This is a genomic window from Nioella ostreopsis (assembly GCF_004000255.1).
GTDB lineage: Bacteria > Pseudomonadota > Alphaproteobacteria > Rhodobacterales > Rhodobacteraceae > Nioella > Nioella ostreopsis.
Genome location: NZ_RCIQ01000010.1, coordinates 15,560 through 32,280 on the forward strand (window position 1 = coordinate 15,560; position 16,721 = coordinate 32,280).

15 protein-coding genes are annotated in these 16,721 nt (G+C 61.5%); 8 read left to right on the forward strand and 7 right to left on the reverse strand.

Going from position 1 to position 16,721, the window contains the following annotated elements:
• Window positions 1–4 precede the first annotated feature (4 nt).
• The 5 genes from EP237_RS11705 to EP237_RS11725 form a co-directional block, all read right to left on the reverse strand.
• Window positions 5–814 (reverse strand): carbohydrate ABC transporter permease, encoded by an 810-nt coding sequence (locus EP237_RS11705; RefSeq protein WP_127561085.1) that lies wholly within the window; start codon window positions 812–814, stop codon window positions 5–7.
• Window positions 811–1,704, reverse strand: a complete 894-nt coding sequence (locus EP237_RS11710) for a carbohydrate ABC transporter permease (RefSeq protein ID WP_127561086.1) — start codon at window positions 1,702–1,704, stop codon at window positions 811–813. Before EP237_RS11710 ends, EP237_RS11705 begins: the two co-directional genes overlap by 4 nt.
• A 66-nt stretch (window positions 1,705–1,770) precedes the next feature.
• A complete protein-coding gene (locus tag EP237_RS11715) occupies window positions 1,771–3,027 on the reverse strand; it encodes an ABC transporter substrate-binding protein (RefSeq protein ID WP_127561087.1) in 1,257 nt (418 codons plus the stop codon).
• 37 nt (window positions 3,028–3,064) lie between these two features.
• Window positions 3,065–4,108, reverse strand: coding sequence for an ABC transporter ATP-binding protein (locus tag EP237_RS11720; protein WP_127561088.1), 1,044 nt, complete (start codon window positions 4,106–4,108; stop codon window positions 3,065–3,067).
• Window positions 4,105–4,881, reverse strand: coding sequence for a DeoR/GlpR family DNA-binding transcription regulator (locus EP237_RS11725; RefSeq protein ID WP_127561089.1), 777 nt, complete (start codon window positions 4,879–4,881; stop codon window positions 4,105–4,107). The genes EP237_RS11720 and EP237_RS11725 overlap by 4 nt, the downstream gene beginning before the upstream one ends.
• Before the next feature lie 298 nt (window positions 4,882–5,179).
• Here EP237_RS11725 and EP237_RS11730 point away from each other — a divergent pair, with 298 nt between their 5' ends.
• Window positions 5,180–6,064, forward strand: a complete 885-nt coding sequence (locus tag EP237_RS11730) for an HAD-IIA family hydrolase (RefSeq protein ID WP_127561090.1) — start codon at window positions 5,180–5,182, stop codon at window positions 6,062–6,064.
• A gap of 159 nt (window positions 6,065–6,223) precedes the next feature.
• Here the strand turns inward: EP237_RS11730 and EP237_RS11735 are convergent, their stop codons facing one another.
• Window positions 6,224–7,474: a tyrosine-type recombinase/integrase gene (locus EP237_RS11735; protein WP_127561091.1), complete on the reverse strand. Its 1,251-nt coding sequence runs from the start codon at window positions 7,472–7,474 to the stop codon at window positions 6,224–6,226.
• 305 nt (window positions 7,475–7,779) lie between these two features.
• Entirely contained in the window at window positions 7,780–8,226 is a 447-nt protein-coding gene (locus tag EP237_RS11740; protein ID WP_240661613.1) for a RidA family protein, read from the reverse strand.
• A 44-nt stretch (window positions 8,227–8,270) separates the two neighbouring features.
• Between EP237_RS11740 and EP237_RS11745 the strand changes: the two genes are divergently transcribed.
• From EP237_RS11745 to EP237_RS11775, 7 genes are all read left to right on the forward strand, one after another.
• Complete coding sequence (locus EP237_RS11745; protein ID WP_127561092.1) at window positions 8,271–9,152, forward strand: LysR family transcriptional regulator; 882 nt, start codon at window positions 8,271–8,273, stop codon at window positions 9,150–9,152.
• A gap of 102 nt (window positions 9,153–9,254) precedes the next feature.
• Entirely contained in the window at window positions 9,255–10,706 is a 1,452-nt protein-coding gene (locus tag EP237_RS11750; protein ID WP_127561093.1) for an aldehyde dehydrogenase family protein, read from the forward strand.
• The gene (locus tag EP237_RS11755) at window positions 10,703–11,680 is read left to right on the forward strand and encodes a membrane dipeptidase (RefSeq protein WP_127561094.1); all 978 of its coding nucleotides are present in this window, start codon (window positions 10,703–10,705) and stop codon (window positions 11,678–11,680) included. The genes EP237_RS11750 and EP237_RS11755 overlap by 4 nt, the downstream gene beginning before the upstream one ends.
• A gap of 70 nt (window positions 11,681–11,750) precedes the next feature.
• The gene (locus tag EP237_RS11760; RefSeq protein ID WP_127561095.1) at window positions 11,751–13,298 is read left to right on the forward strand and encodes a BCCT family transporter; all 1,548 of its coding nucleotides are present in this window, start codon (window positions 11,751–11,753) and stop codon (window positions 13,296–13,298) included.
• Window positions 13,299–13,368: 70 nt separating this feature from the next.
• On the forward strand, window positions 13,369–15,063 hold the full coding sequence (locus EP237_RS11765; protein WP_127561096.1) for a hypothetical protein: 1,695 nt from the start codon (window positions 13,369–13,371) through the stop codon (window positions 15,061–15,063).
• The gene (locus EP237_RS11770; protein ID WP_127561097.1) at window positions 15,060–15,695 is read left to right on the forward strand and encodes a DUF3726 domain-containing protein; all 636 of its coding nucleotides are present in this window, start codon (window positions 15,060–15,062) and stop codon (window positions 15,693–15,695) included. The genes EP237_RS11765 and EP237_RS11770 overlap by 4 nt, the downstream gene beginning before the upstream one ends.
• 74 nt (window positions 15,696–15,769) lie before the next feature.
• Window positions 15,770–16,663: a LysR family transcriptional regulator gene (locus EP237_RS11775; protein WP_206052288.1), complete on the forward strand. Its 894-nt coding sequence runs from the start codon at window positions 15,770–15,772 to the stop codon at window positions 16,661–16,663.
• Window positions 16,664–16,721: the final 58 nt, after the last annotated feature.

The window sequence follows — 16,721 nt, forward strand, 5'->3', positions numbered from 1 at the left end:
GGCTTTACTTGATCCCTGCGCGCAGGAAGGCCTGCACGAATTGTCGCTGGAAAACAAGGAAGGCGACAAGCAACGGTGCGACCGACATCATCGTTGCCGCCGAGATGATGGAGATATCAACGCCATTTTCTGGCGCTCCGAAGATTGACAGCCCGACAGTCAGCGGACGGGTGTCCGGCGAATTGGTAACGATCAGCGGCCAGAGAAAGTTATTCCAATGGGTCGACACCGACACGAGCGCATAGGCGAGATAAGTCGGTCGCGCCAGCGGCACGTAGACGCGCCAGAGAATGCCGAACCAGCCGCAACCCTCGATGCGAGCCGCCTCGTGCAGTTCGATCGGGACGCCCTTAAAAGCTTGCCGCATTAGGAAGATGCCGAAAGCAGACGCCATGTAGGGCATGCCAACGCCGAGGATCGTGTCGAAGAGCCCGAGGCGCGATACCATCACATAGTTCTCGACGATCAGCACCTCGGGCAGGATGAAGAGCTGCATCAGAACAAGGATGAACACAATATCGCGACCAGGAAATCGCACCTGCGCGAAGGCGAAACCTGCCAACGTGGTTACGATGAACTGGCCGATGAGAATGACCGTCACCAGCATGAAGGTGTTGAGGAAGTAACGCAGCCAAGGCGCTCCGTCCCAGGCCGTGCGGAAGTTTTCGAGCGTCCACGGCGCGGTTAGGTTGAAATTGACCGCATCCGTGGTCGCGTGAAACGCAGCCCAGAAGGCGAAAAGCAGCGGCGAGATCCAGATTACCGCCAGTAACAGCGCTCCGAAGCTCTCGAGATGGCGCAGAAGAACGCTCATTGGTAATGTGTCCGCTTGTCAAGAATGGTGAATTTGATGCCAGCCACTATGCCAAGCACCGCGAGCACGAGAATCGTCATCGCTGCCGCCTGGGGCGCGTCGAAGAACGCGAACGCCATTTCCCAGATGTAGTAGAGGATCAGCTTGGAGGCATCGTTCGGCCCACCCTTCGTCAGGATGAAGAGATGGTCGATCAGCTTGACCGAGTTGATCAGAGCGTTGACGAGTATGAATAGCGTCGTCGGCATTAGTAGCGGTAGCACGATCCGCCGCGTGTAAGTCCAGCGGCTGGCGCCCTCGATGTCGGCAGCCTCCTTGAGGTCCTCAGGGATGGTCTGAAGCGCAGCGAGGTAGAAGATCATGAAGAAGCCTGCCTCTTTCCAAATCGTCACAATGATAACTGCCCAGAGTGCTGTCTCAGGCTGGCCGAGCCAGTTCACGGAGGGCAGTCCAAAGAGAGACCCAATCTGGTCAAGAACGCCGAGGCCGGGTGTGTAGAAGAAGAGCCATAGGTTCGCAGCCGCGATCATCGGCAGAACGGTTGGCGTAAAGTAAGCCGTGCGCACGAAGCCCCGTGCAGGAATCTTGGAGTTCGCCCAGAGCGCCATAGCCAAGGCTATGGCCATGGAAATTGGGATCGTGGCTGCGGCGTAGATCAGGTTGTTTTGCACCACGGTCCAGAAAGTCGGATCAGCGAAGAGGTCACTATAGTTCTCCACGCCGACAAATTCCGAAGGACGCCTCCGTGTCTCGCGGCTAAACAGGCTCGTCCACAACGTCGCAAGCGATGGGTAGAAAGCGAAAGTGGTCAGCAGGACCGCGGCAGGCGACAGCAGCAGCCAGCCATAGATCGCCTGCCTGCGGCGCTCGAGATTTACATGCTTCGCCATGAGTCTGCCCTTCGGAGCCAATTGCGGGCGGGCACCCGGAAAAAGCCGGGCGCCCGCAGCAACGGATTACTGGTAGTCGCGCAGCAACCTGACGGCCGCGGCATTGGCCTCTGACAGGGCATCGCCCGGCGTAGAGGCACCGGTCAGAGCGGCTTGAATCGCATTGTTTAGCCCCTCGCGCACCCGCGCAGTCTCGAACGTCGAGAACTCTGCGACAGCGTTTTCGAGCTGGTTGCGAGCAACAAGCGCCGGCGGGAACTCGGCGGTGTAAGCTTGCAGCTCTTCGGTTTCGTAAGCTGCAGGCGAGACGCCCATATAGCCAGTCGCAATCGACCATGCCGCCGCCTGATCGGGTGAAGTCATGAATTCGATCAGCCGCAAGGCCGCCGCGCGCTCTTCGGGGGTGGTATCCTCAAAGATGTAGAAGTTGCCACCGCCTGTCGGCGAACCGGGGCGCAGGTTTGCGGGAAGCTCTGCGACACCGAAATCGAACGTCGCGGCGTTGCGAACAGCAGTAAGGTTGCCGGTCGAGTGCCACATCATCGCGGTCTGACCTTCCAGAAAGGCCTGACGCAGAGTGCCCCATTCCACAGTGCCGGTCGGCATGATGCCGTGCTCGGTTGACAGCGAAAGCCAGAACTCCAGCGCCTCTACGACTTCGGGATCGTCGAAATAGGTGGTCAGGCCGTCGCCCGACATGAGCTCTTCGCCATTCTGGATAGCCAGCGCCTGGAACATCCAGTAGGGATAGCCCGTCGAGGGGATCATGAGGCCCCAGGTGTCCTCGTCGGTCAGGGCCTGGCCCATGCTGACGATCTCTTCCCAGCTCGAAGGAGGCGCATCAGGATCAAGGCCCGCCTCGCGGAACATGTCACGATTGTAATAGGCCACGATGGTTGAGCGCTGGAACGGGATGCCCCAAGTCTGCCCTTCTATCCGACTGTTGGCCATTAGCGCGGGATAAAAACTGTCCAGCCATTCCTGCGAAACGCCCTCGATGCTTTCAAAAGGCACGATCAAGCCTTGCTCGATCAGGTCGTAGGCATCAATAGAGAACATCACCGCAAGCTGCGCCGGCTCGCCCGAAGCCAAGGCCGACAAGGCCCGCACACGGGTGTCGTCGTAGTTGCCGGAGTAGATGGCCTCCACGCTGATATCTGGGTTCGCAGCCTCAAATTCGGCCACAATCCCGTCAACGACCTCTGTCAAGGCACCGCCAACCGCGATCGGATAATACATGGTCAATTCCGTCTCCGCTGCGAGCGGGGCTGCCAGCAACGCGACCGCGGCACTGCCAACGGCAAGTCTTCTGAAACAAGTCATCAGTTCCTCCCTAGTTTGTTGAGAGGGCGCGTCATCCTCATATGTCGATCGCGCCCGTCTGCGGCGATATCCTCCTGCCGCTGGAGTCGAAAAAGTGCAGATCCTCATCAGAAAAGGTGATTTCGAGTTCCTTGCCCGCGGGTATGTTACGAAGCCCCGGCATGCTGACCGTCAGACCGGACGCAGAGGAATGGGTCAGGCCAACGAAGGTTTCCGAGCCGAGAAACTCGCACTCCGAGACGCGGCAGGTCAGCCGTCCATTTCCGGCCTCAACCACTTGGACGTCCTCGGCACGCAGTCCAATTTTGTCGTATCCCTCGAAGCCCGGCAGCGCTGCCCCCGCGATAAGCGCCATCGGCGGCGAACCGACGAATTCGGCGACGAATGTATTGGCGGGGCGGTAATAGAGATCCTCGGGTGACCCGGTCTGCTGAATGCGGCCATCCTTCATCAAGACGACGATATCGGCCATGCTCATGGCTTCGGTCTGGTCGTGGGTGACGTAGATGACCGTGATCCCGAGATCGACTTGCAGTTTCTTTATGTCCTTTCGAACCGACGCACGCAGCTTTGCGTCGAGATTCGACAGCGGTTCGTCCATCAGGCAAAGTGGCTGGTTGGCGACAATGGCACGGGCGAGCGCTACGCGCTGTCGCTGACCGCCGGACAATTCGCCGGGCTTTCGCGTCTCGTAGCCGAGTAGACCCGTGATCTCCAGTGCGCGGCGAAGCTTCTCCTGACGCTCGGAAGCGCGCACCCTTCGCACCTTGAGGCCAAATACCACGTTCTCGGCAACACTCAAATGCGGAAAGAGCGCGTAGGATTGGAAGACCATCGAAAGGTTGCGCTCGGACGGGGCCGCCGTCGTCACATCGCGCCCGTCGATGGTGATCGTGCCCTCGTCAGGCAACTCCAGCCCTGAAAGAAGGCGCAACGTCGTGGACTTGCCACAGCCCGACGGCCCCAGAAGCGCCACGAATGAACCGCGCGGAATCGATAGATCGACCTCTTCGACACCGAGCTGGCCGTTCCAACGTTTGGCGACATTCTCGACGCGCACGAATGGCTCGCTGCTGGTCATTCGCTGTCCTCTGCAAATATGATTTGGCTGTTCAATGCCTCGATCAGCGGCGCGAACGCCTCGCCGGGAGCGCGGTCGCAGACCACTAGATCGATATCGGCGATGTTGCCGCCCATAGCCGGAGCAAGGCGCCCGAACTTGCTGTGGTCGATGACCAGAAGCGATGTTTCGGCATTTTGCCGAAGTCTTTCGGTCGCCCGCACCTCCGCCTGGTGAAATTCCAGCAGGCCGCCATCCACATCCACGCCAGCCGTGCCGAAGATCGCAAATTCAGCGCGGTAGCGACCGAAGAAAGCGACGACCTCCTCGCCGACGAAATCGCGGTCCGGAAGACGCAGTTCGCCCCCAGGCAGAATGATCCGGTTGGAGACCTCTTCGCTCAGTGCCATCGCCGCGCTAAGATTGTTCGTGATCACCGTCAGCTCTTTGCGCCGATGCAGCGCCCTGGCCACGCCTAGGGCTGTTGAACCTATCGAGATGAAAAGCGTCGCACCATCAGGGATCCGGGAGGCTGCGATCTCGCCGATGGCGCGCTTGCCGACAAGGTTGGTGCCAGCGCGCTGATCGAATGGAGTGTTCAGCCTGTCCTCGGCCAGCTCAATCCGGCCATGAGCCCGGCGCAGCCCGTCACTGTCGCTGAGCATGTCGAGATCGCGCCGGATCGTCTGGGTCGAGACACCGAGCATGTCTGCAAGAGCTCCCACGCTGATTGCACCGCGTTCCTGCACGATCTGCTGGATCAAGTCCCGCCGTCTGATCTTTTTCGACGCCACGCGATTCTCCTGTTGCTTTGAGCAAAGTCTATGGCTCGAGATGCAACATAACAACATTTTTCTGAGTCCCTCGGTCGGACTGAAGGCGGATGCTCGCAACGAGTTTGAGTATTTTTTATTCTTTTTCAAAGCACAAAGATGTCTCACAGAGATCCTGCTGATCAGTGCGCCTGCCCAGCGCATCGCAATATTTTGTCGTTTTGTCGTTTTTTTCTTCCAATTCTGCTTTGGCAATCCTACGGTTCGAAGCGCGAGCCCCTAAGGTCTCGCCCAGCAGAGCAAGAGGCCGCCATCCGCCATGGAGAGTGTTGAAAGCATCTTTAGCCGCTACGAGTATGTGCGACCGCGTATGCCTACGGCCTCCTTCGAAGCTGACACTCGCAACATCGCTTCATTGCTCGACATTACCGAGGAGATCGACGCATTCGTTTTTGATGCGTTCGGCGTTCTGAATGTCGGAGAAGTCCCCATCCCGGGCGCGGCTGCTAGACTGGATCAACTGCGCGCCCTCGGGTGCGCGATCCGTATCCTATCGAACGCGGCAAGTTATCATCATGATCGCGCCGTGGAAAAGTTCCGCAAGCTGGGGATAATAGTCGCCCCCGAGGAAATCGTGACCAGCCGGGATGCAACGCTTCCGGCGTTAGGTCCTGGGCGTTGGGGTTGTATCGCGGCGCCATCCGACGATCTGTCTGATGTGCCTGCTCAGACCACCAGACTGCTGGACAATCCTGCCGACTATGCGTCTGTCGACGCTTTCTTGTTCCTATCTACCGAGATCTGGACCTCTGAACGGCAAAAAATCCTACAGCAAGCGCTGGAACAGCGGCCACGGCCGGTGATGATTGCGAATGCCGACCTCGTGGCGCCACGGGAAGGCGGTTTCACTTTGGAGCCGGGTCATTTCGGGCATTTGCTCGTGGACCGGGGCATTCCCAACGTCCGTTTCTTCGGGAAGCCCTTTCCTGAGGTCTACGAGATAGTCGAGACCTCTTTGCCGGGCGTCCCCGTTGAACGCATAGCGATGTGCGGCGACACCTTGCACACCGACATCCTCGGCGCAGCTGCGCGCGGCTGGCGCACAGTGCTTGTTTCCCGAGATGGGTTATTTTCCGGCGAAGATGTCCCGACATACTGCCTCTCGTCAAACATACGACCCACCTGGCATCTTTCTCGCATCTGAGGTCTTTTTGAGCTGCCAGCAAAAGTGTAGGGACTTTGTGTTTTAAGCATGAAAGACACCTTCTGGGACCTAGACGTCATCTGACGGTTTTGCTCGGGGATACAGGACCCGTTTAGGGCACCATGCTTCAATCGTGAAAAATGCGTGAGGTGCAAATCACTAGTTCGATGAAATCAAAAACAACGCCCAGTCCTCCATCATCTGCCTCCGCTTTTCCAACAGGTCCGTCCTGCGGTATGCACGTTCGACTTCATTGCCGACCTGGTGTGCTAAAGCGAGCTCGGCCATCTCGGCGGGGTAATCGGTCATCTCTGCAGCCCAATCCCGGAACGAGGAACGTAGTCCGTGCGGCACTGCGGGTCGTCCCGACCGGTGATCAAGAAACCCCTTCCCTCCCAACTCAAGGTCGAGTGCGTGCGCGCGCTTCATCGCCTTGGAAATTGTCGCATCCGATAGCGCTCCGCCACGATGGGCCGTGAAAAGTAGATCGGATCCGAGGAACCTCGGAGTGGCCTCAAGCACCGCACATGCGGCGTTCGCAAGCGGAACCCGGTGCTCGCGCGCTGCTTTCATGCGCTCCGACGAAATCGTCCATAGCCTCCGCTTCAGGTCAATCTCTGTCCAATCCGCTCCGCGAACCTCGCCGCTCCTCGCCGCGGTCAGCGCGACAAGTTGAAGGGCGCGAGCCCCCATTCCTTCGATGCTTTTTACCCGCTCAAACCACCGTGGGAGATCTGTGAGCCCAACGGCCGGATGGCTGACAACTTTCGAGACGCGATCAGGCTTAGGGAGCATCTCTTTCAGGTGACCCGCCCAACGAGCGGGATTCTCACCATCGTAGTGACCATGCGCCTTGGCCCACTCGAAGACTTCCTCCAGTCTCTGGCGCAGGCGCTTCGCCGTCGGCGTCTTTCCAAGCCAGATTGGCTCTAGCACATTCAAGATATCCCGCGCGTCGATTTCTGCAGTAGGCTTTAATTTAAGGGACGGCAGGGCGTGCTGACGGACCGAGCTGAGCCAGTTCCGCGCATGCTTGTCGCTGCCGAGCTCAGGCCGTTTCTTGGCGTAAAAGAATTCCTCGACAACATCGCCGAAGGGCTTTCCTCGATGCTGGGAGGCACGCAGAGTCAGCATCGCTTCACGACGTTCCTCTATCGGATCGCCACCGCGTGCGATCACCGCCTTGGCCTCGCGAGCGAGGTGTCTGGCTTCTGCAAGACCGACATCCGGAAACGGTCCAAGACCCATCTCCCGTCTCTTTGAGCCAATGGTCGCGCGAAGGATCCATGACCTAGCGCCGGTGTCCGAGACATTGAGGTAAAGGCCTGTCACACCGCCCACGGCGTGAAGGCCAGGGTCCGTCAGGCGGCGCAACTCGAGAGGCGAAAGCTCTTTAGGTTTCCTTGGCATCTATCCCGCCATCCATCCCACCAACATCGAAATGCTTGCCTACAACATGCTGCACCAGGATGAAACAAGAAACCTTGTAAATAATTGTTTTTCCTATGATATGAAGATTTCTATCATTCCATGTGAAAGCCCATGCAACGCCATCGCTGCGGACCTACGGGCTGCCACTTCCTTCACATCACGACCGGTTTCGAGCAGCGCGCCTTCGGGCTTTGCGTTTGGTTCAGCCTGTTATCTGCTTATAAACAAATAAAACCCCGGTCGGATCGAGTCCGGCCGGGGTCTTGGGTTGCGGGGGGACGGGGTCAGCCGATGGCTGCCAGTGCCAGCACTTCGATGCGGTAGTGGGGCTTGGCCATGCGGGCCTCGACGCAAACGCGGGTCGGCGGGGTGATGTCGGACACCCAGTCATCCCAGACCGCGTTCATGCCGTCATAATCTTCCATCTCGCGCAGCCAGATCTGGACAGAGATAAGGTTTTCGCGGGCAGCCCCGGCTTCGGCCAGCAGCGCATCGACCTTGGCGAAGACGTCGCGGGACTGCGCGGCGATGTCACCATCTTCCAGCTGCGACACCTGACCGGCGAGGTGGACAAGGCCGTTATGCGTGGCAATGGCCGAAAAACGGGGGGAGCCGCCGAGTTTGGTCACGGGGGCGGCGGCGTTGGTCATCATGTTCATGGGGGTGGAGGTCCAGTTGCGTTTCGAACATCGGCAGGCATAGCTGCGCACCAGAGATTGCAACAGACTCAATTTTGTGGAATTTATTTCAGAAAATCTGAACTGGAGGGGCGCCTTTGTCCATCAAGATCGAAATGCTGCGCTGCTTCCGGGCCGTGGTGGATCAGGGCTCGCTGGCCGAGGCCGCCGCAGAGCTGGGGCGCACACCCTCTGCCGTGTCGATGATGCTGAAGCAGTTCGAGGAGCATATCGGCGCGCCCCTGTTCGAGACCGCCCGGAAATCGCGCCTCACCCCCCTTGGTCAGTTGATTCATGCCGAAGCCCGGCGGGAGCTGGACCATTTCGACCGCACCGTTTCCACGATCGAGGGGCTGTCGCGGGCAGAGCTCGGTTTTGTCCGGCTGTCGGTCACACCCTCGCTGGCGCAATCTGTCCTGCCGCCTATCCTGCAGCGCTTTCTTCTGGATCACCCCAATGTGCGCGTCGATATGGCGGACATGGATTCCGCCGCCGTACACGAAGACCTCAAGGCGGAACGGGCGGATATCGGTCTGGCCAGTATAGGCGCATTACAGGGCTTCGATTGCCGCCCGTTGTTTTCCGACCGCTTCGGCGTGATCTGCCGCCGTGATCACCCGCTGGCGCGAGACTGGGATCAGCTGACCTGGGCCGATCTGGACGGTGTGGATTTCATTGCCAATGGGCTGTGCAGCCAGATCCGGCACGAGGGCTTTGCCCCGATCCTGGACAAAGCGCGGCTGATGGTGCGCAACACGGCTTCGCTTCTGGGGTTGGTCAAGGCCGGTGTCGGCATCACCGTGCTGCCCCGGCTGGTTGTGCTGCCCGAGTTCACCGATCTCGCGTTCCTGCCCCTGGCCGATACGGATGCGCGGCGAGAGGTCTGGATGATCACCCAGCCAAGGCAAATGCTGACCCCCGCCGCACGGGCCTTGGCCGAGTCGATCCGACATGCGCGGATCACCGGTGTGGATCACTGACTTCAGTTCTTCTTAAGCAAATTCAATTTCTTTGCGTTTGATTGAATCCTCGCTCTATGGCCCTCTCCCGCAATAAAATGCGCGCAGAAAGAGGACCGCCAGATGACCGAGACAAAGCTGAATTACATCGCCGGGGACTGGGTGTCGGGGAGTTCCGAGATCGAGAACCGCAACCCGTCGGATCTGAGCGACCTTGTCGGCCTGTTCACCCAAGCCAGCGCTTCGCAGCTTGACGACGCGCTGGAGGCCGCCACCCGCGCGCAGGCGGAATGGGCTGCCTACGGGATGGAACGCAAGCAGGCCGTGCTGATGAATATCGGCAATGAGCTGATGGCACGCGCCGAGGAGCTTGGCACGCTGCTGTCCCGCGAGGAAGGCAAGCCGCTGGCCGAGGGCAAGGGCGAGGTCTACCGCGCCGGGCAGTTCTTCACCTACTACGCGGCCGAATGCCTGCGGCAACTGGGCGAGAATGCCGACAGCGTGCGCGCGGGGGTGGAGATCGACGTGCGCCGCGAACCTGTGGGCGTCGTGGCGGTGATTTCCCCTTGGAACTTCCCGACCGCGACGGCGAGTTGGAAGATCGCACCGGCGCTCTGCTACGGCAACGCCGTGATCTGGAAGCCTGCCAACGCGACCCCCGCCAGCGCCGTCGCGCTGACCGAGATCATCAGCCGCCAGGACATCCCGAAGGGGCTCTTCAACCTTGTCATGGGCGCAGGCCGCGACGTGGGTCAGCGGCTGGTGGAAAGCCCGCGCATTAACGCCATTTCCTTCACCGGATCGGTCCCCGTGGGGCGCGGCATCGCCATGGCTGCGGTGCAGAACTTTACCAAGATCCAGGCCGAGATGGGGTCGAAGAACGCGCTCGCCGTGATGGATGACGCCGATCTGGACCTTGCTGTAACGCTGGCCCTTGGCGGCGCCTTCGGCGGCACCGGACAGAAATGCACCGCGTCCTCGCGGCTGGTGGTGCATGAGGGCATCCACGATGCCTTTGTCGAAAAACTGGTGGCGGGCGCGAAGGCGATGAAAGTCGGTCATGCGCTGGCCGCTGGCACCCAGATGGGACCTGTCGTCAGCCAGCAGCAGCTGGACGAAAACCTCGCCTATGTGGAGCTTGGCACATCCGAGGGCGCAGAACTGGCCTGCGGCGGCCAGCGCCTCAACATGGAAACCGAGGGCTACTACATGTCCCCCGGCGTGTTCCTGAACACGACGAACGCCATGCGCATCAACCGCGAGGAAATGTTCGCGCCGCTCACCTCCGTAATCAAGGTGGGCAGCTATGACGAGGCGCTGGCGACGGTCAACGACACCAATTTCGGCCTGACCTCGGGCATCGTCACCCGCTCCATCGCGCGGGCCACCCATTTCCGCCGCAACGCCCGCACCGGCGTGGTCACCGTCAACCTGCCCACGGCGGGCACCGACTATCACGTCCCCTTCGGCGGACGCGGCGACAGCAGCTACGGCCCGCGCGAACAGGGCCGCACGGCGGCGGAATTCTACACCACCGTGAAGACCGCCTATATCTCTGCGGGGGCACCGGAATGACCTATCGCATCGACTGCCTGCAATACGCCAACTGGTCTGAAAAGATCTTCCGCCAGATGCGCGAGGGCGGCGTGGACGCGGTCCATGTCACCATCGCCTATCACGAGAATTTCCGCGAAACCGTGCTGAACGTGGAGAAGTGGAACCGCTGGTTCGAACAGTTCCCGGACCTGATCTTTCACGGGCAGTGGGCCAGCGACGTTGAAAAGGCGCGCGAGACGGGCCGAACCGCGATCTTCTTCGGCTTCCAGAACCCTTCTCCGATCGAAGACGATATCGGCCTCGTGGAGGTCTGGCACAAGCTTGGCGCACGGTTCATGCAGCTTTCCTACAACAACCAGTCGCTTCTGGCGACGGGCTGCTATGAGGCGGTAGATCCCGGCATCACCCGCATGGGCAAGCAGGTCATCAAGGAGATGAACCGCGTGGGGCTGGTCATCGACATGAGCCACAGCGCCGACCGTTCCACCATCGAAGCAGCCGAGATCAGCACCCGGCCCATCACGATCACCCATGCCAACCTGCATAGCTGGCAGCCTGCGCTTCGCAACAAGCGTGACGACGTGGTGCGTGCCGTCACCGAAAACGGCGGCATGATGGGCTTCTCGCTCTATCCCCATCACCTCAAGGACAAGACCGCCTGCACGCTGGACAGCTTCTGTTCGATGGTGGCGGAGGCTGCCGACAAGTTCGGGGTGGAGCATTTCGGCATCGGCAGCGACCTTTGTCAGGATCAGCCCGACAGCGTCGTGGAATGGATGCGCGTGGGCCGCTGGTCGAAGGAGATCGACTATGGCGAGGGCAGCGCATCCGCGCCCGGCTTCCCGCCCATGCCCGACTGGTTCGGCGACAACCGCGATTTCGGCAATATCGAAACGGGCCTTCGCGCCAAGGGCTTCAGCGACGCAGAGGTCGCGGGGCTGATGGGCGGCAACTGGCACCGGTTCTTCAAGGAAAACTTCACCCCGGCCTGATGGCCGGACTGCGCCCGCGCCGCGTGCTTCGCGGTAAAGGCACCTCAGGTTATTCGCGAGGGAGGACAGAATGACCGACATCACCGCTCCACAGACCGCCAGCAGCGGGTTGGGGCATATCAACAAGCCGCTTTTTGTCATCACCGGCGGCTTTATCGCGATCTTCTGCCTGATCGCACTTTTCGACATCGACCTGCTGTCGAGCCTTGTCGATACCGGCTTTGCCTGGTCGGCCCGCTTCTTTGGGCTCTACTGGCAGATCCTGTTGCTCGCCACTTTCGTGATCGGCCTCGTGCTGATCGTCCTTCCCGGTGGCAAGGCCCTGATGGGTGGCCTGACTGCGCCTGAATTCCCCGTATTCCAGTGGGGCGCCATGATCATGTGCACGCTTCTGGCGGGCGGCGGCGTCTTCTGGGCGGCGGGAGAGCCGATGGCGCATTTCCTCTACTCCCCGCCCCATTTCGGCGGCGAGGGCGGCACGGCGGCGGATGTGGCGCCTGCCATGGCGCAGTCCTTCATGCATTGGGGGTTCCTGGCCTGGGCGATCCTGGGCGCGCTGACCACGGTCATGCTGATGCATTACCACTATGAAAAGGGTTTGCCGCTGGCCCCGCGCACGCTGCTTTACCCGCTCTTTGGTGATCGCGCGATCAATGGCCCTATCGGGCTGATTGCCGATGCCTCCTGCATCATCGCGGTTGTGGCGGGAACCGTTGGCCCCATCGGCTTTCTGGGCCTGCAGGTCAGCTACGGCCTGAACGCACTCTTTGGCATCCCGGACAGCTTCGCCACGCAGGCCGCGGTGATCCTTGGTCTTGTCGCACTCTATACCGCGTCGGCCATGTCGGGTCTGTCCAAGGGCATCCAGATCCTGAGCCGCTTCAACGTGATCCTGGCAGGCGCGCTTCTGGCCTTCATGCTGATCGCGGGCCCCACCGGCTTCATCTTCCAGAGCTTCTTTGGCGGCTTCACCACCTACATCACCGACTTCATCCCGATGGCGATGCATCGCGGCGATGCGGGGCTCTTCGGTGACGCGGGCTGGCTCGGCTGGTGGACGGTGTTCTTCTGGGGCTGGTTCCTGGGCTACGGGCCGCTGATGGCGATGTTCATCGCCCGCGTCAGCCGGGGCCGCTCGATCCGGTCCATCGTGATCATGCTGGCGATCATTGCCCCCATCGTGACCAATTTCTGGTTCACCATCGTGGGCGGCACCGGTCTGTGGTTCGAGTTGGAGACCCCTGGGTCCGTCTCAACCGCGTTCGAGGGCTTCAACCTGCCTGCCGCGCTGCTGGCCATTACCCAGCAACTGCCCATGGGCTTCATCGTATCTGTCCTGTTCCTGATCCTGACCACGGTCTTCGTGGCCACCACGGGCGACTCGATGACCTATGTGATCTCGGTCGCCATGTCGAACGAGGACAAGCCCGCCCTGCCCGTCCGCGTCTTCTGGGGCGTGGCCATGGGGGTAATGGCGCTGATCCTGATCTACACAGGCTCGGGCACCATCGGAAAGCTGCAAAGCTTCATCGTCGTCACCGCTGTACCGGTGTCGCTGGTGCTGCTGCCCTCGCTTTGGGACGCGCTCCGGATCACGCTGGCCAAAGGGCGCATCTGACGTAGCACCCGGCGGCCCTGACAGATTGGGGCCGCCACCACAGAACCACTCACGGGACGGAGGACCCCATATGACCCAGCCACGCACCGCCACCATCGCCCCGCGCGACCCGAACACGGTGATGACCCTGGCGCGCATGGGGTCCTTCCACCAGTGCCGCCTGTCCTTCATGCGAGTGCTGCTGCGCCGCCTGAAAGCCGAGAACTGGCGGTTTGAACGCCGTGAGTTCGAGATTGACGGTAAGGGGGTCGGCCACGCCGTTTACACCGCACACGGCCCCGATCACAGCTATTCGCTGGTCGCCTTCGCCAATGATCTGCCGCCCGAAAAGCGCTCCGACCGGGTGATCGCCACCGAATGGGACGCGACCTTCACGCTCTATGATGGCATTCCGGACCGGGCGGAAATCGAACGCCTGCGCGCAAACATCCCGCTGCAAGAGGCCGGTCGCGTGGATGACAATTCCCTCTCGGTCAGCCGCGCCAACCGCTCCGTGCGGCTCTGGGATCACGTGGTTGAGGCGCTGGCCGCTGGCCAGCAACCGGACGAGGCCCGCATCGCGGATGTGGGCTACCTGATGCGCACGACGGCAGTTTACGGCTCCGGCAAACTGGGCGCGGCGGATCGGGAAAAGACCGCCCATAGGCCCGAGTTTCACGCCCCGTTCCAGATCGAGATGCTGAGCGTCTTCCTGACCCGCGCCTTCGTGATGGACCTTGTGGAACACATGGCGAGGATGCGCGCGCCGGACAGTGCCGTGCCGCTGGCCCCCGCGCTCCGCCGCCGCTTCGGGATCGGCAATTCCACCGGGCTCGGCATTGCGCCCTATCTGATCAACCACCCGGTCCTGCTGAACAACTGGATTGCCGCGCGGGAGGCGGCCCTGGCGCGTGTAAGGTCGCTGCCCTCCGCTCTGCCCGGTACCGCAGAGGCTGTCCGCAGCTTCGCCCGCCGCGCCCAGATCAACGCGCTGGACTGGCATTCCGACCATCCGATCCAGCAGCGGAAACTGGAGGATCTGCGCCGGGATATGGACGCCCTTGTTGCCCATCTGAACGCCGCCGACCTGACCGGCGCGCAGCCCTGGAACGCGCTGTGGCAATGGGGCGAGGCCAACCTGACGCTGGAGGGGCAGGAACAGTTAGTCTCGCTCCTGCTGGAACCCCATGACGATCTTGTGGATGACCTCGCCGCTGCCATGGCCGCCGATGAAACCACGCCGACCCGCATCGAGGGCACCATGCCGCTGGATGTGTTCCGCGCCCATGTCGAAGACATCTATGCTTGGGCACTGACCATCGACTGGACCGCGCAGGCCGCGCAGGAAAATGTCTGGTACACCTCCGAGGAGAAGCTGGAACCGCGCCTTGGCGACCGCTACGCCGAACCGGTGGAACCCTATGAACTGCCGCTCTGCCCCGGTCGCGATGCGGCCAGGATGCATAACGATCTGCTGGCCAGCGATGCCGGGACCGTGGCCCGCTTCCTGATGGACCACCCCGAGCATCGCCATATCGCCCGCCGCGCTCAGATCGCCGCGCGCTTCCCCTATGCCGAGATCCGCGACAATACCATCGGTGCGGGCCTGCTGCCCATTGATCTGTTGCGCGCCAAGCTGGCCTTCTTTGGGGCTGTGCATTTCGACCCGAGGTCCGACCGGTGGGTGCGTATCAACATGTATCAGCACGCGCCCTTCCCTGCCGATCTGGCGGAGGGTGACGCCGATGACTGGACCTTTCCCCCGGTAGAGGAGGCCGCCCAATGACATGGTCCCTGAACGAGATCGAAGCCCTGTCCCGTAAAGCCGCCCGTGGCGCGGGATATTCCTGGGGTCTGGCCGAGGACGCGGGCCGCGCTGTGCGCTGGCTGGAGGCGCGGGGATTGCTGGGCGCAGAGACACTGGCCGACCACCTGAAGCGTGTGGACGGTCAGGACCTTGGTGCCTTTACCCCCGATGCCGACAGCTGGACCGCCCCCGGCGGCACCGCCTGTCCGATCCTGGCTGGCACGATGCTGGCCGACGGCATGGCCGGGTCCGGCTCTGACCCGCTCGTCTTGTCTAATATGGCAAGTCCGCTGCTGCTGTTGCCGTTCCTGTCCTGGATGGCAAGTGCTCAGGGACGGACGGTCGGAATTGCGGTCTCTGATACGGCGGTCACCCTGTCCCCCGAGGGAACCCTGTTTCAAACGAAAGGCATTCCTTCGCCCGCCTCTGCGCCCGTGACCCTGCGGTTCGGCGTCGATCCGGCAGGGGACCCCGTGGCTGAGGGGCTGCGCTCCGCATGTTCGGCGGACACCGTAGCGGCCCTCAACATCTTTGCGCATCGCACCTATGCGCCCGCGACCGAGGAAAGCCGCCTTGCCGGGGCGGGCGCGGGGCTGACCGACAACGACTGACGCCCTGCATTGCCAAGCGGGGTGACGCGGCCTTAGGGTCGGGCTACCCCCGGCCCCACGCAGGCACGCGCGTCATGAAAGCCCGACTGAATCTCGACCAGCTGCACACCTTCCTCGCCGTTGTGCGCATGGGCGGCATCCGCAAGGCGGCCGAGGTTCTGAACATCACCCAACCGGCGGTCACGACGCGGATCAAGAACCTGGAAGCCTCGCTCGGGGCGGAGCTCTTTGAACGCACCGCCAATGGCGTGCGCCTGACAAAACGCGGCGATCTGCTGGTGCAATATGCCGAACAGATGGAACAACTGGCCGAACGCGTGGGCCGCGACGTGATGGACCCGGCGGGCGTCGAAGGCCACCTGCGCCTTGGCGTGTCTGAAACCATCGCCCAATGCTGGCTGCCGGAATTCGTCGCGGCCCTGCACCACCGCTATCCAACGCTCGATATCGAGATCAACGTGGATATCTCGATGAACCTGCGCGCCGATCTGCTGAACCGGGAGATCGACCTGGCCATCCTGCTTGGCCCGATCTCGGAGTATTCCGTCGACAATGTGGACCTGCCCGCCTTTGACCTTGCCTGGTACTGCGCGGCAGAGGCCGAGGTTCCCCCGGAAGGCCCTGCCGGGTTCTTGCTGAAACCTGTCATCACCTATGCCCGCAACACGCGGCCCTTTCGGGAGCTGAAGGCAGAACTGGCCGCGCGGGTCGGGCCGCAGGTGTCGACCTTTCCCTCCTCATCGTTGTCGGCCTGCTTCCGGCTGGTCGAGGCGGGCCTGGGTGTCGCCGCCCTGCCCCGCACCCTCGGCACCCCGATGGTCACCGCAGGCCGCATCCGCGAGTTCGACCCCGGATGGGTGCCAAGCCCGCTGCGCTTCACGGCGTCCTTCCTGGGCGAACCCAAGAGCCATATCGTGGAAACCGCGGCCCATATCGCGCAGAATGTGGCGCGGAACTTTGCCAAGTGATCAAAATTTCTGATCACTATTTCAAAAATCATTCAATTTGATCTTATCGCATCAGCTT

Coding starts and splice junctions, on each gene's coding strand:
- EP237_RS11775 (WP_206052288.1), top strand. CDS start 15,770: ATGAAAGCCCGACTGAATCTCGACCAGCTGCACACCTTCCTCGCCGTT.
- EP237_RS11770 (WP_127561097.1), top strand. CDS start 15,060: ATGACATGGTCCCTGAACGAGATCGAAGCCCTGTCCCGTAAAGCCGCC.
- EP237_RS11750 (WP_127561093.1), top strand. CDS start 9,255: ATGACCGAGACAAAGCTGAATTACATCGCCGGGGACTGGGTGTCGGGG.
- EP237_RS11720 (WP_127561088.1), bottom strand. CDS start 4,108: ATGACCAGCAGCGAGCCATTCGTGCGCGTCGAGAATGTCGCCAAACGT.
- EP237_RS11710 (WP_127561086.1), bottom strand. CDS start 1,704: ATGGCGAAGCATGTAAATCTCGAGCGCCGCAGGCAGGCGATCTATGGC.
- EP237_RS11755 (WP_127561094.1), top strand. CDS start 10,703: ATGACCTATCGCATCGACTGCCTGCAATACGCCAACTGGTCTGAAAAG.
- EP237_RS11760 (WP_127561095.1), top strand. CDS start 11,751: ATGACCGACATCACCGCTCCACAGACCGCCAGCAGCGGGTTGGGGCAT.
- EP237_RS11765 (WP_127561096.1), top strand. CDS start 13,369: ATGACCCAGCCACGCACCGCCACCATCGCCCCGCGCGACCCGAACACG.
- EP237_RS11705 (WP_127561085.1), bottom strand. CDS start 814: ATGAGCGTTCTTCTGCGCCATCTCGAGAGCTTCGGAGCGCTGTTACTG.
- EP237_RS11730 (WP_127561090.1), top strand. CDS start 5,180: ATGGAGAGTGTTGAAAGCATCTTTAGCCGCTACGAGTATGTGCGACCG.
- EP237_RS11715 (WP_127561087.1), bottom strand. CDS start 3,027: ATGACTTGTTTCAGAAGACTTGCCGTTGGCAGTGCCGCGGTCGCGTTG.
- EP237_RS11735 (WP_127561091.1), bottom strand. CDS start 7,474: ATGCCAAGGAAACCTAAAGAGCTTTCGCCTCTCGAGTTGCGCCGCCTG.